Source organism: Nonomuraea sp. NPDC049504, assembly GCF_040676845.1.
Taxonomy (GTDB): Bacteria; Actinomycetota; Actinomycetes; order Streptosporangiales; family Streptosporangiaceae; genus Nonomuraea; species Nonomuraea salmonea.
In genome coordinates this window covers 19304-33192 of record NZ_JBFAPT010000038.1, presented here as the reverse complement: position 1 = coordinate 33192, position 13889 = coordinate 19304, and the positions used below count along the sequence as shown (strand labels likewise).

Here is a 13889-nt window from a genome sequence, read left to right as displayed (position 1 = left end):
ACCCTGCTCACACATCACCCGGCGGCCGCAACCAGCCCACTTTCATATGCCGCGATAACGAGCTGCGCCCGATCCCGGGCCTCCAACTTGGCCAGCAACCGGGTGATGTGCGTCTTCACTGTCGCCAGACTCACTTGCAGATGGGCAGCTATCTCGTTATTCGACAAGCCCCTCGCGATCAACATTAACACTTCCTTTTCCCGCTCGGTTACGCCGTTCAGTCCTTTCACCCTCGGCAGAACGGGAGCCCGCGTGAACTCCTCGATCAACCGTCTCGTCACCGCAGGCGCCAGCAGCGCTTCTCCCTGGGCGACCACGCGGACGGCGGCGAGCAGATCCGCAGGCGGCGTGTCCTTCAGGAGGAATCCGCTGGCCCCCGCTCGGAGCGCGTCATACACATAAGCGTCAAGGTCGAACATGGTCACGACGAGCACTCGGGAAACGTCTTTGATGCGACGCGTGGCTTCGATACCGTCCATTTCCGGCATCCGTACATCCATCAACACCACATCAGGCCGTTGCTCCAGCGTGACGGCAACGGCTTCCGCTCCAGTCGCCGCCTCACCCACCACCGTAAGATCAGGCTCAGAATCGACCAGTACGGTAAAGCTCCCCCGAATAAGCGCCTGATCATCGGCGACGACCACGCGAATCACAAAACCTCCCCATAAGGCAATGTCGCGAAAACCCGGAACCCCCGCCCACGACGGCTCCCCGCCTCGAACGTACCGCCGTACATACTGACCCGCTCTCGCATGCCGATCAGGCCATGCCCCGAGCCATCGGACGGCGAGGTGCGTCTCCTCGGGCCGTCATCAAGCACCTCGATCCGCACCTCCTTCTCATCCGCCACCACGGACACCCGGCACCGAGCAGGTGCGGCGTGCTTGACCACGTTCGTGAGCGCCTCCTGCACGATGCGGTAGACCGACAGCCCCACGCCCTCAGGCAGCCGCGCCCAATCCCCCACACGACCAGCCGACGACCCACCGTCCGCAGAACCACCAGCTGCAGAACCGCCAACCGCACGACCTCCGGCCACATGACCATCAACCATCGAACTGCCCGCCGCCGCACCACCGGCCCACGACCCACCGTCAGTAGAACCACGAACTGCAAAGCCCCCGACCGCACGACCTCCGAGCACACGACCGCCGGCCACATGACCGTCGACCACCGAGTTGCCCCCCGGCGAACCACCGGCTGAGGAGCCAGCACCCGACGAAGTCGACAAACCACCAGCTACCGGGCCACCGACCGCAGAACCACGGACCGCAGATCCGCCGCCCCCAGAACCGCTGGCCCCGGCGTCGGCGGTCGCCGAGCCGCTGGCCGCCGAACCACCGGCAGCAGCATCCGATGCGAAGTGGAGGTCGAGGTCCACGTCCACCCCCGCCAGCCGTGCCTGCTCCACCAGCCGCTCTATGCCGGCCGGTCCGGGCGCGGGCGCGCGGTCGGGAGCGTCCGACGATCTCAGCACGCCCAGCAGGTGACGCATCTCCACGAGCGCGCTCCGGCTGGCCGTCTCGATCACCCGCAAGGCATCGTGCGCCTCCTGCGGTCTGGACGCCAGAACGTGATTGGCGACCCCCGCCTTGATGGCGATCAGTCCCACGCTGTGCGTGACCACGTCATGCAGCTCACGAGCGAGCCTTAACCGCTCCTCCGTGACGGCCTGCGCCGCCAGCCGCTCGGCCTCACGCGCCGCGTACGACCTGCGCTCCTGCACCGCCCTGCCGATCGTCCATGCCCCGCCCAGCGCCCCGATGCCCAGCAGCGGCTGGTCGAGATGGACCACCCAGTCGGGCGCCCCGACTCGCGACGTGCCGGCCACCGTCAGCCCCAGGACGGTGACCAGGCTCACCGCCGCGATGGCCGACGTCGGCACCACCGCGCCGAGCCGGTCAGACAGGGCGACGATGTACAGCGCGTACGCGGGCGCCAGATAGGCAAGTCCCACGGCGCCGACCAGCGCGGCATAGAGGGCGAGCACCAGCGTGAGGCAGAAGACGGGCATGGGCCACACCCTGCGCACGGCGAGCGGCAGCCCCAGCCCGAGCGGAAGGGCCAGCCGCATCCATGGCGGCATCGTGACGGCGTTGACCATGACCGTGAAGAGCAGGAACGCCAGGCACAGCCCCGCGACCAAGTCGAGCACGACCAGCTGGCGCCGGCTGAGGCGCCTGGCGAAGAAGGGATGCGTGTCGTTCACGCGTTGAACCGTAGCCGCTGCGGCGGCGTGGCACGTCAACCCAGGGTCTGACCTTGAAGTTCGAACCGTGGTCCGACGCGCCGGCCCGCCGCCGCCCAGCATTCTTTACGCCGTGATCGAACTTCAGCACCTGACGAAGCGCTACGGCTCCATCCTCGCCGTCGACGACCTGTCCTTCACGGTCGAGCCCGGTCACGTCACCGGCTTCCTCGGCCCCAACGGCGCGGGCAAGTCGACCACGATGCGCCTGATCCTCGGGCTCGACGCGCCGACCTCCGGCCAGGCCCTGGTCAACGGCCGCCGATATACGTCGCTGCGCAGACCGATGCACGAGGTCGGCGCGCTCCTCGACGCGGGAGCGGTCCACGGCGGCCGCAGCGCCTACAACCACCTGCTCAGCCTCGCCCTCACCAACGACATCGGCTCCGCGCGCGTCTCCGAGGTGCTCGAGCAGGTCGGCCTCGCGGGCGTGGCTCGCAAACGCGTGGGCGGTTTCTCTCTGGGCATGAAACAGCGCCTCGGCATCGCCGCCGCGCTGCTCGGCGACCCCGGGGTGCTGATGTTCGACGAGCCGGTCAACGGTCTCGACCCCGACGGCGTGCGCTGGATCCGCGACCTCATGCGCGCGCTGGCCGCCGAAGGCCGCACGATCCTGCTCTCCAGCCACCTCATGAGCGAGATGGCCCTCACCGCCGAGCGCATCGTCATCGTGGGCCGGGGCAGGCTCATCGCCCAGGCCACGGTCGCCGAGCTGACGGCCCGCCACCCCTCGCTCGAAGACGCCTACCTCGCCCTGACGGCCGGCAGCGTGCAATACGGAGCTACCCGATGAAGTCGGTCCTCGCTTCGGAGTGGCTGAAGCTCCGCTCGGTTCGCTCGACCTACTACGCGCTTGGCGCGGCAGCCCTCATGGTGGTCCTGGGCATCGGCTGGACGCTCTACGTGCGCGACCTGGCCGGCGTCCGCGGCACGCTGAGCGCCGCCGCTCCAGAGCAGGGCATCCTGCCGCTCCTGCAGATCAGCCTGGCCGTGCTGGGCGTGCTGGCGATCACTTCCGAGTACGCCACCGGCCTGATCCGCACCAGTCTCGTCACGGCCCCCAAGCGCGGTGCCTTACTCCTGGCCAAGGCCGCGGTGGTGGGGCTGGCGACCTTGGTGACGGCCAACGCCGTACTCCTGGTCACCTTCGCCATGAGCCGACTGATCGCGAACGGCCGCCATCTCGGATTCAACGAGGTTTCGTTCGCCGAGAGCTGGACCACTGTGCTCGCCTCTGGCCTGTCGGTGACCGCCCTGGCACTGGTGGGGCTCGGCCTCGGCGCCGCCATCCGCTCCACGGCGGGCGCCATCGCGTCGCTGGTCGCGCTGCTGTTCATCGTGCCGGGGGTGGTCACCTACCTGCCGTCTCCGTGGAACGCCCGCATGGCCTCGGTCCTCCTGCCGAACCTCGCGCCCCAGATCGGCGGTCAGCGTGTGTCCTCGCAGTTAGGAGACGGCTTCCTGCCACCCTGGGCCGCGCTGGCCTTACTCGTCGCATACCCGACCATCGCCCTCGCCGTCGGCTACTCCGCTCTCAAATGGAGAGACGCATGACCGGTGGCCCACCGAACGACCGCTCGTGTCACCACCAGTCCTCGCCTCGGCCCTGACAACCCGCCCTCGCCTAACCCTGTGATGCCCGGCGTATACCCGGCCCTGTGACCATGCGGCCCAACGCACACCCACATACGACAACTCGACGCGCACCCGCACGTGACGTTCGACACACGCCCGCACGTGATCACCCAACGCACGCCCGCACGCGACGACCCGACATACGCCCGCGCATGTCCGCCCCGCGCATACCTGTGCGTAAGAACCCGCAGACGCCCTGCCCCGCTTACGACCGACGCGCTCCCTGTTCCCTGATAACTCAGCAGACCCTGCTCACCCTGACGACGGAGTGGATGCGAAATGAGCGTTCTGACCTCTGAATACCTGAAAATGCGGTCGGTCCGCTCGACCTATCTGACCGTCGGACTGGCCCTCAGCACCATCCTCCTGGGCCTCGCGCTCGCCGTCACGGTCGCGGGCACGTACGACGCCGCCTCACCCGGGCGGCAGGCCATCGCCAGGATCGCGTACCTGGAAGAGGTGTTTGTGATCGTCCCTCAGCTGGCGATGGGCGTCCTCGGCGTGCTGGCCATGACGTCCGAGTACACGACGGGCCTGATCAGAACGAGTTTCGCGATCGTGCCCCGCCGCTGGCCCCTGCTGGCAGCCAAGGCGGCGACCGTCACGGTCCTGTCCCTGGTCATCGGAGCAGTGGCGGTCTTCGGCACGTACGCGGCGGTCAGGAGTGCGATCGGCGACCGATTCGCCGGCGCTTACGCCTCCGCCTTCGGCGACCGGCTACCGCTCCTGATCGCGCTCACCTTGACGGTGCCCGTGTTCGCGCTGCTCGGCCTCGGATTGGGGGCGCTCCTGCGCTCACCGGCGGCCGCGATCGCCGTCGTCGCAGGTCTCGTCTACGTGTTGCCGATCATCATCGGCAACCTCCCCGAGCCCTGGAGCGAGACCCTCGGGTCACTGATGATCGGCGCGTTGCCCCGCCAGCTCATCGGCGACAGCAACGCCTCCTCGGTCTACGGCTCATTGCTGTCCCCGCTGGGAGCAGCCGCCGTCATGATCGGCTACGCGGCCGTCCCGCTTCTCGCCGCCACCGTACTGGTACGCCGAAGGGACGTCTGACATGCGCAACCACCAGGCGGCGCGCAAGCCGCCCGGCCCCCGGGCGGGTACGGCAGGCGAAGACACCTGCCGTACCGTCCGGAGGCTCACACCTCGAGCACCACCGGGATGATCATCGGCCGACGGCGGTAGGTGTCGCTCACCCAGCGACCCACCGTACGCCGCACGACCCGGCGGATCTCCTGCGTGTCGATCACGCCGTCCGCGGCCTTCTCCTCCAGGGCCCGCTGGATCTGCGGGATGAACCCGTCGAACTGCACCGGGTCGATGCCCGACCCACGCGCGTGGATCTCCGGCCCCGCGGTGAGCTTGCCGGTGTTGGAGTCGACCACGACGACCACGGAGATGAACCCCTCGTCGCCGAGGATCCTGCGATCCTTCAGGGACGTGTCGGTGATCTCACCCACGGACGAGCCGTCGACGTAGACGTATCCGGCGTGAACGGCGCCCGCGATCCGCGCCCGCCCGTCGACCAGGTCCACCACGACGCCGTCCTCGGCGATCACGATGTGGTCCTCGGGCACGCCGGTGAGCTCGGCCAGCTTGGCGTGCGCCCGCAGGTGACGCCACTCGCCGTGCACGGGCATGAAGTTGGAGGGACGCGTCAGGTTGAGCACGTACAGCAACTCGCCCGCGGCCGCGTGACCGGAGACGTGTACCTTGGCGTTGCCCTTGTGCACGACGCGGGCGCCCCACCTGGTCAGGCCGTTGATGACCTTGTTGACCGCGGTCTCGTTGCCGGGCACCAGCGACGAGGCCAGCAGCACGGTGTCACCCGCGGCGATGCGGATGGGGTGATCGCGGTTGGCCATCCGCGACAGTGCCGCCATCGGCTCGCCCTGGGAGCCGGTGCAGATCAGCACCACGTCCTGGGGCGGCCATTCCTCGATGTCGCGGGAGTCGACGATCAGCTCCGGCGGCACCTTGAGATAGCCGAGGTCGCGGGCCACGCCCATGTTGCGCACCATCGACCGTCCAACCAGCGCCACCTTGCGGCCGTGCTTGGCGGCGGCGTCCATGACCTGCTGGATGCGGTGCACGTGCGAGGCGAAGCTGGCGACGATGACGCGCTGCTCGGAGGTGCGGATCACCTCGTCGATGACGGGCGCGATCTCCCGTTCGCTGGTGACGAACCCCGGCACCTCGGCGTTGGTGGAGTCCGACATCAGCAGGTCGACGCCCTCGGAGCCGAGTCTGGCGAAGCCGCCGAGGTCGGTGAGGCGACCGTCGCTCGGCAACTGGTCCATGCGGAAGTCGCCGGTGTGCAGGACGATGCCGGCGGGAGTCCTGATGGCGACGGCCAGAGCGTCGGGGATGGAGTGGTTGACCGCGAGGAACTCGCAGTCGAAGGGCCCGAACACGTGCCGCTCACCTTCGACGACCTCGCGTTTGACGGGCTGGATGCGATGCTCCGTCAGCTTGGCCTCGATCAGCGCGAGGGTGAGCTTGGACCCGATGAGCGGAATGTCGCGCCGCTCGCGCAGCAGGTACGGCACCGCCCCGATGTGGTCCTCGTGGGCGTGCGTCAGCACCACGGCTTCGACGTCGTCGAGCCGGTCCCTGATGTATTCGAAGTCGGGCAGGATGAGGTCGACACCCGGCTGGTCGGGCTCGGGGAACAACACCCCGCAGTCGACGATCAGCAGGCGGCCCTCATACTCGAAGACGGCCATGTTCCTGCCGATCTCCCCCAACCCGCCGAGCGCGACGATGCGCAGGCCGCCCTCAGGCAGCGCCGGCGGGGGGCCAAGCTCAGGATGCGGATGGCTCATGCCCGGCCCCCATGGTCAGATCTTGTTCTCAAAACTCCCGGTTCCTCCCCGTTCCTAGGTATCTGTCAACTTCACCCCGCCGGCCACCAGGCAAGCACGCAGCTCGGCGATTTGCTTCTCCGTGGCGTCCACGAGCGGCAGCCGTACCGGACCGGCCGGCATCCCCACCAAGCTCAGTGCCGCCTTTGCCATGATCGCGCCGCCCGCACGCAGCATGATCCCGTCCACGACGGGAGTCACCTGGTTGTGCAGGGCCAGGGCCTGCGCGACGTCGCCGCTCTTGTGCAGCTCGATCATGCGGGCCAGCTCGGCCCCGACCACATGACCGACGACACTCACGAAGCCGGCCGCCCCCAGGGAGAGCCAGGCCAGGTTGAGCAGGTCGTCGCCGGAGTAGAACTTCAGGTCGGTCGAGATCATCACCTGGCTGGCGGCGAACAGGTCGCCCTTGGCGTCCTTCACAGCCACGATGCGCGGGTGCTGCGCCAGGCGCAGCAAAGTCTCAAGTTTGATCGGTACGCCACTGCGTCCCGGAATGTCGTACAGCATCACCGGCAGGTCGGTCGCGTCGGCGACGGCGGTGAAGTGCTGGTACAGCCCCTCTTGCGGCGGCTTGTTGTAATACGGCGTCACCACGAGCAGGCCGTGGGCGCCGGCGCGGGCCGCCTGCTTGGCGAGCTCGACGCTGTGACGAGTGTCGTTGGTCCCCGCCCCCGCGACCACGGTCGCGCGGTCGCCGACCGCGTCCAGCACAGCGCTGACGATGCGTTGCTTCTCCTCGTCGGAGGTGGTGGGCGACTCACCGGTCGTCCCGTTGACGATCAAACCGTCGTTTCGCTGCTCGTCCACCAGATAGGTGGCAAGACGTCGCACAGCCGCGTAATCGACCTCACCGTCGGGGGTGAACGGCGTGACCATCGCAGTCAGCATACGGCCGAAGGGCGCGTCGGTGGTTCCAGTTGGCGATGCCATAGTGCGAACGCTACCCGGATTCAGAAATCCATTGGACGTCGCCACCCCGCTTCGCCTGCCCAGAGCCGTGTTTTGCCCCCTTTCGCCAGCATCTGTACGCCTCAGCGCACGACACCGGACAACTCAGCCGACCGTTGCGACGCATCGCCGTGGCCGACCGCACTCCCTCAACGCAGGTTACCTGGCACCCAGACCACCTACGCCACCGTGGCACTCACCCACGATCCCGATCGCTTGTGCGCTCCGCCCTTGCGAAACGGTCGAACCAGCCCGCATCGACATGAAGCCAGCCCCTTATGGGTGCGCTCCAGCTGAAACCGGCGTGTGCCTCGCTACTCGGGACCCCGCATCCCGAGCCGGTGCAGCACCACGCGAAGCAATCCTCTTGGGCATGACCGCTCAAGGGAGTGATCACTTAGGCATACGCATCCCCTCGCGTACGGAAGGGGACAAGGAGGCGCGGACGTACTGGGACAGGCCTCGACATGGCGGACGGCCGATGCGGCGGGGCTGAGCCGAGGGTCAAGAAGACCTTGGCTTCGAACCAAGAAAAGGTGGTCTCACCTGGCCGTACGTCACTAAGGTAGGCGGCGGTCAGGCAAGGCCGACATGGAAGAGGTCGCCGATATGTGCTCGGGGGTACACACATCGACGACCTCTATCGGAGAATCGGCCGGCCTTACACCGGCGTTACAGGGTTTCTCCGATAATTTTCCGCCATCGCAAAGTTGGGGCTCCAGCGTCCTTCGATGACGGTCGGTTACCTGCCGAATACGGCAACATGGGGCAACGCCTCACACGAACCCCCAGGGATGGACTAGTGGCCACCTCAGATCCGGTCTACCTGCGTGTCGTCGAAGACATTCGGCGACAGATCACCGACGGCACCCTTCCCCCCGGCGCGCCCATTCCTTCGCGGGCGCAGCTGACCCGCAAATATCAGGTCGGCGAGACCGCCGCCCGTCATGCGTTGCGCGTCCTCGCGGGCGAGGGCCTCATCATCGGCCGCGTTGGCTCGGGACATTACGTCCGAGAACGTCCCGACCTGACCGCGCTGCATCGATGGCGTTTCCTCGATCATCCGGCCCCCTTCGCGGCCGACCTGCAATCGCAGGGCAGACGCGTGACGTGGGACTGGCACAGCGAGCTCACCGAAGCCGGCCCCGACATCGCCCGGCGGCTCCGGTTGCCCGAGACGGCGACGCTGAGCAGGACCCGCTATGTCTTCCGCGGCGACGGCCGGCCGCTCCAGCTCGCCACGTCGTACGAGATGCGGGAGTTCGCCTCCCACAGCGACGAGGACCGGCGGGGATTCGTCACGCGGATGTACGCGCACGGCATAAAGATCACGGAGATCGTCGAAAGCGTGCACACCCGCATCCCGCGGCCGGTGGAGAGCGACGTTCTCGACCTGGCGGCCGGCGTGCACGTGCTGCACGTGGAGCGTACGCATTGGGCGGGCGACCGGCCGGTGGAGACGAGCGACATCGTCATCCCGGGCGACCGATTCCGGGTCATGTACAGCATGCCCGTCTAGAACGGTGAGCTCCGGGCGAGCACCTTCTCTCTCGCCCGGAGCTCCCCACCTCGGTACTCATCCACGCGATACTCCCCATGCCGCCACCCAAGCGGCTTCTGGAACACCCTGCCGCGCAACCCTCCGTACCCTCTTCGGGAACAGACCGGGACGCACTGCGCGCAGCGGCTCCAAGGTCCTGCCTCAGGCGACACCGAGAGACTCTTCGTCTCCGGTCGGGCCGAATACCCCGCCGCACCGGCCCCTGGCCGGGCAATGACCTCGCATGGCCACGACCTCCACGCGCACGCATAGGCCCTTGCGGACCTTTTCTCGAGCGTGCGCCTCGCTAGTGCTGTGACCGGAAACGATCACCGGGTTGGCGCCTGAGACGCTCCTGCCGGTTGGATGGTGCCGATCACCGTCGATCAACGGCAGGAGGCCAGGTGACGCAACCGGTCAAGGTTCGCAGGCTCACGGACCTAGGGAGTGTCTGACAAATGATCTACGTGCAGGGTTGAATGTCGGTCATGGTGCGACGTGGTGAGCTGACCGACAAGGCGTGGGCACGCATCGAGCCGTTGCTGCCAGCGGTGGATGGCCGGGGACGTCCCTGGCGGAATCATCGGCAGGTGGTGGACGGGATCTTGTGGCGGCTGCGGACCGGCGCGCCGTGGCGAGACATTCCCGAGCGGTACGGACCCTGGCAGACCTGCTACGAGCGGTTCAAGCGCTGGGAGGAGGACGGCACCTGGGCTCGGCTTCTGGAGGAGATGCAGGTCAGGGACGACGCGATCGGGCAGGTCGAGTTCACCGTCAGCATCGACTCCACCATCGCCCGCGCTCACCAGCACGCGGCCGGAGCTCGTAAAAGGGGGACGACGGCGGGACGATCGATACGAAGCAATCGCAAAACCGGCAGGCGCTCGGACGATCCCGCGGCGGACTGACCACCAAACTGCATCTGCTCGTCGAAGCCCGCGGGCTGCCGCTGGTCCTGCACCTGACCGGCGGCAACATCGTCGACTGCACCGCGTTCGACGCTGTACTGGCCAAGTTCCGGCTGCCTCGCCCTGCCGGCGGCCGGCCGCGCACCCGCCCGGACGTCCTGATCGGTGACAAGGGGTATTCCACCCGCAAGATCCGTCTGGATCTGCGGCGGCGCGGCATCACGGCGGTCATCCCTGAACGGCGCGATCAGCTCGCCAACCGCAAACGTAGAGGCAGCCGCGGCGGCCGCCCCTACGCCTTCGACGCGCTCACCTACAAGCAGCGCAACCTGGTCGAACGCTGCATCGGCAAGCTCAAGCAATGGCGCGCGGTGGCCACCCGCTTCGACAAACTGGCCAGCCGCTACCTGGCGGGGATCACGATCGCCTCACTCATACTCTGGCTCCGCAACACCGAATTGTCAGACACTCCCTAGAAGGGCAGAAGCTGCAGCGGATTGTGCGGCGCGGCACGATGAGTACGGTGCGTTATCGGCGGGCGATGATCCTGCTGGCCTCGGCCGGCGGCAACACCGTGCCGGTCATTGCGCGGTTGGTTCAGGCGGACGAGGACACCGTGCGCGATGTGATCCACCGCTTCAATGAGATCGGGCTGGCCTGCCTGGACCCTCAGTGGGCGGGAGGCCGTCCCCGCCTGCTGAGTCCTGACGACGAAGACTTCGTCGCGGCGACGGCCACCACCCGACCGAACAAGCTCGGCCAGCCCTTCACCCGCTGGTCCATCCGCAAACTGCTCGACTACCTGCACCGCCTGCCCGGCCGCACCATCACCATCGGCCGCGAGGCGTTACGCACGCTGCTGGCCCGCCGCGGGATCACCTTCCAGCGCACCAAGACCTGGAAGGAATCACCCGACCCGGATTTCGACGCCAAGCTGGACGACATCGACTACGCCCTGACCCAGCGGCCCGAGCGGACCTTCGCCTTCGACGAGTTCGGGCCGCTCGGCATCCGCCCCACCGCCGGGACGGGCTGGGCACCGCAGGGCGAGCCGGACCGGCTGCCGGCCACCTACCGCCGCACCCAGGGCGTCACCTACTTCCACGGCTGCTACTCCGTCGGCGATGACCTGCTCTGGGGCGTCAACCACCGGCGCAAGGGCATCAACCACACCTGGGCCGCTCTGAAGTCCATCCGCGCCGCCCGGCCTGACGGAGCCCCGATCTACGTCATCCTGGACAACCTGTCGGCGCACAAGAACTGGCGCATCCGCAGCTGGGCGAACAAGCACAAGGTCAGGCTGCTGTTCACACCGACCTACGCCTCCTGGGCCAACCCGATCGAGGCGCACTTCGGACCGTTGCGCCAGTTCACCCTGGCCAACTCCCACCACCGCAACCACACCGTCCAGACCCGGGCCCTGCACGCCTACCTGCGCTGGCGCAACGCCCACGCCCGTCACCCCGACGTGCTGGCCGCACAACGCCGAGAACGCGCCCGCATCCGCAGCGAGAAAGGCATCCGCTGGGGCGGCCGACCCCTGGTCCAAGCGGCCTGACACCCTCACCCAACCCGGTGATCGTTTCCGGTCACAGCACTAGCCATGCTCCGCCCGTCGTTGACACCGCCGCCGACCGCACTTTCAAGAAACTTGGCGGCCACGCCGGTCCCTGCTCCGAGCCGCCCTGACCAGCCGGGCTCCTTCATGCAGAGCCCAGCTCTTCGTTACGTGTCCTCAGCCGGGACACCTATCTCCCCGGCAACGCCACTTTCGCTGCTGCCCTCTGAACCGAAGCGCGGCCCATCCCTCCTGGCGGACGTCTGACTTCGAGCGGCGTCGCGGCTGACTCGGGACAGATGGACCGCGGAGGCAGTCGTGAGCTACGCGACGCGAGGTGCGCAGTCTCGCGGGGATGACCGATGCGGGGCCTGCCGCTGACCCTGTAACGAGGAAGTACCTGTGGTTCAGCATGGGCATCTGGACCTCGGCGCGGGCGGGCGGACACAACCCCGCACGACCAGACACGCACGGCGCGGGACGGGCACCACCGCACACGGAAGCGGGCGAGCAGAGCGCCGAAAGCACGCGAGGATGCACAGCCGCAACGGTGTACGGCGCAAGGGGGCCGGCGCAGCGCGAGAAGGTTACGCCCACGGAGGAGCGCGGGAGTTTGACCTGCTCACAGGCACGGCGCCGGGGAAATGGTGACGGCCATCGCGTGATCCTCCGAAGGCGCAATTAAAGATCGAAGGGAACCACGTGATGGCCGCGACAACAGTGTGCCGCCTGACCTCCGACTGGCGCAGCAAATCGGGACCGGGGACCCCGACTTGTTGCGGTCCACGGTGAAGACCATGACCGAGACATTGAGGTCGACCGGGGCCGACCACCTGTACGGCGCCGACTGCAGCAGCGACGCGAAGGCGCTCGGTGCACGACGCGCGACTGCGACGTGCGTCGCGCACCGTGCGACGTGCGACGTGCGACGTGCGACGTGCGACGTGCGACGTGCGACGTGCGACGTGCGACGTGCGACGTGCAACCTGCCACCTGCCACCTGCCACCTGCCACCTGCCACCTGCGACGTGCGGTGTGCGGTGTGCGACCTGCGACGCGTGATGCGCGGCGCGCGGTGTGCGCCCGCCGTCGGCAGGCGCTCGGTCCCCGCGTCCCCTCACATCCCCTCACGTCCGCGCGCCCCCACCCTCCGCAGTCCTCGCACCCCGGAGGTCCTCGCACGCCAGCGCCCGGTCACCCTGCCATCAGGCTCCAAGCCCCTTGGGCCGCGCGCCCTCGGCGCGTCCCGGCCTATGCGAGCCACGACTCTTTGCTGCGCGTTCTCAAGCGACGCCGAGTCCTTTCGATCTTGCGTTCCCTGAGGGCCAGATCAGTGGGATGCGCCGCAGGCAGGGGTGTCCACGACGGCCTGGAGGACGGGGTTTCGGTGGGTGGGGTGGGAAGCTGCCGATGGTCGGGATTGGGGTGTTTGTGCAGGTCAGGGATTGTCGGTGGGTGTTGATAGAACGGGGGCGGAGGTTGTCGATGCGAGTCAAAGACCTGTCCAAGGGTGATCGGCCGCGCGAACGGCTCATGGCCAGTGGGGCCGCCGCGCTGGCCGATCGTGAGTTGCTGGCCGTGCTGCTCGGTTCCGGGTTTCGGGGAGCCAGCGCGCTCGACCTGGCCAGCCAGGTGATCGAGCACTGTGGGGATCTCGATGGGCTCAGCCGTTCGGATCCGCACCGGTTAATCACGTTGCCCGGGATCGGGCCGGCCAAGGCGGCGCGGGTGACGGCGGCCTTTCATCTCGTACGCCGAGCGGAGGCGTGGCCCGAGCGCGAACGCATCACCAGCACGTCCGACCTCGCCCACGCCTGCGCGCCGCTGCTCCACGACCGCACCCAGGAGCGGCTGGTCATGGTGGCGTGCGACACCGGTGGGCGGGTGCTCAAGCGGGCGGTGCTGACCGAGGGCGGCAGCGATCACACGGTCATGCCCATACGCGAGGTGATCAGGGAGGTGCTGACGGCGGGCGGCGCGGTGTTCGGGCTCGCTCACAACCATCCGGGCGGGTCACTCGATCCGAGTCCGGAAGATCTGGAGGCCACGGCCAGGCTGCTCGAGGCGGCGGACACGGTCGGATTGCGGCTTCTCGACCACGTGATCATCTCGGGTGCGGCTTGGAGGCGCATTCCGCTATAAATCAAATTCCCATCGGACGATGGAGGCAGGTTTCCAC

Annotated in this window: 11 protein-coding genes and 1 pseudogene; 8 read left to right on the top strand and 4 right to left on the bottom strand. The window is 67.9% G+C overall.

The window, feature by feature from the left end; genetic code table 11:
• Positions 1-14: 14 nt before the first annotated feature.
• Positions 15-656, bottom strand: coding sequence for a response regulator transcription factor (locus AB0K28_RS45430; protein WP_364383121.1), 642 nt, complete (start codon positions 654-656; stop codon positions 15-17).
• Entirely contained in the window at positions 653-2212 is a 1560-nt protein-coding gene (locus AB0K28_RS45425) for a histidine kinase (RefSeq protein WP_364383118.1), read from the bottom strand. The genes AB0K28_RS45430 and AB0K28_RS45425 overlap by 4 nt, the downstream gene beginning before the upstream one ends.
• Before the next feature lie 112 nt (positions 2213-2324).
• On the opposite strand from AB0K28_RS45425, the gene AB0K28_RS45420 reads away from it, so the two are divergent.
• The 3 genes from AB0K28_RS45420 (at position 2325) to AB0K28_RS45410 (ending at position 4942) form a co-directional block, all read left to right on the top strand.
• Positions 2325-3044, top strand: coding sequence for an ATP-binding cassette domain-containing protein (locus AB0K28_RS45420; RefSeq protein ID WP_345398734.1), 720 nt, complete (start codon positions 2325-2327; stop codon positions 3042-3044).
• Positions 3041-3805 carry an ABC transporter permease gene (locus tag AB0K28_RS45415; RefSeq protein WP_364383114.1) on the top strand — a complete coding sequence of 255 codons (765 nt, stop codon included), beginning with the start codon at positions 3041-3043 and terminating at the stop codon, positions 3803-3805. Before AB0K28_RS45420 ends, AB0K28_RS45415 begins: the two co-directional genes overlap by 4 nt.
• A gap of 360 nt (positions 3806-4165) precedes the next feature.
• Positions 4166-4942: an ABC transporter permease subunit gene (locus AB0K28_RS45410; protein WP_364383111.1), complete on the top strand. Its 777-nt coding sequence runs from the start codon at positions 4166-4168 to the stop codon at positions 4940-4942.
• 86 nt (positions 4943-5028) lie between these two features.
• On the opposite strand, the gene AB0K28_RS45405 is transcribed toward AB0K28_RS45410, so the two are convergent.
• Complete coding sequence (locus AB0K28_RS45405) at positions 5029-6714, bottom strand: ribonuclease J (protein ID WP_345398725.1); 1686 nt, start codon at positions 6712-6714, stop codon at positions 5029-5031.
• A 54-nt stretch (positions 6715-6768) separates the two neighbouring features.
• Positions 6769-7686: a 4-hydroxy-tetrahydrodipicolinate synthase gene (gene dapA, locus AB0K28_RS45400; protein WP_364383108.1), complete on the bottom strand. Its 918-nt coding sequence runs from the start codon at positions 7684-7686 to the stop codon at positions 6769-6771.
• A 781-nt stretch (positions 7687-8467) separates the two neighbouring features.
• Here dapA and AB0K28_RS45395 point away from each other — a divergent pair.
• The 5 genes and pseudogenes from AB0K28_RS45395 to radC all read left to right on the top strand — a co-directional run.
• Positions 8468-8656, top strand: a pseudogene (locus AB0K28_RS45395) (GntR family transcriptional regulator); the annotation flags it as partial.
• 153 nt (positions 8657-8809) lie between these two features.
• Positions 8810-9223: a UTRA domain-containing protein gene (locus AB0K28_RS45390; RefSeq protein WP_345398719.1), complete on the top strand. Its 414-nt coding sequence runs from the start codon at positions 8810-8812 to the stop codon at positions 9221-9223.
• 500 nt (positions 9224-9723) lie between these two features.
• Positions 9724-10628, top strand: a protein-coding gene (locus AB0K28_RS45385) for an IS5 family transposase (protein WP_364383105.1) whose coding sequence is annotated in 2 segments (ribosomal slippage) — positions 9724-10099 and positions 10099-10628 — 906 coding nt in all. Because the reading frame shifts where the segments join, the coding sequence is not laid out codon by codon here.
• Complete coding sequence (locus tag AB0K28_RS45380; RefSeq protein ID WP_364383210.1) at positions 10592-11710, top strand: IS630 family transposase; 1119 nt, start codon at positions 10592-10594, stop codon at positions 11708-11710. Before AB0K28_RS45385 ends, AB0K28_RS45380 begins: the two co-directional genes overlap by 37 nt.
• A gap of 1485 nt (positions 11711-13195) precedes the next feature.
• On the top strand, positions 13196-13852 hold the full coding sequence (gene radC / locus AB0K28_RS45375; RefSeq protein WP_345398716.1) for a DNA repair protein RadC: 657 nt from the start codon (positions 13196-13198) through the stop codon (positions 13850-13852).
• Positions 13853-13889: the final 37 nt, after the last annotated feature.

What these genes read in the sequence shown, in the direction of transcription:
- AB0K28_RS45415 (WP_364383114.1), top strand. Translation starts at nt 3,041, where the DNA reads ATGAAGTCGGTCCTCGCTTCGGAGTGGCTGAAGCTCCGCTCGGTTCGC.
- AB0K28_RS45410 (WP_364383111.1), top strand. Translation starts at nt 4,166, where the DNA reads ATGAGCGTTCTGACCTCTGAATACCTGAAAATGCGGTCGGTCCGCTCG.
- AB0K28_RS45405 (WP_345398725.1), bottom strand. Translation starts at nt 6,714, where the DNA reads ATGAGCCATCCGCATCCTGAGCTTGGCCCCCCGCCGGCGCTGCCTGAG.
- dapA (WP_364383108.1), bottom strand. Translation starts at nt 7,686, where the DNA reads ATGGCATCGCCAACTGGAACCACCGACGCGCCCTTCGGCCGTATGCTG.
- radC (WP_345398716.1), top strand. Translation starts at nt 13,196, where the DNA reads ATGCGAGTCAAAGACCTGTCCAAGGGTGATCGGCCGCGCGAACGGCTC.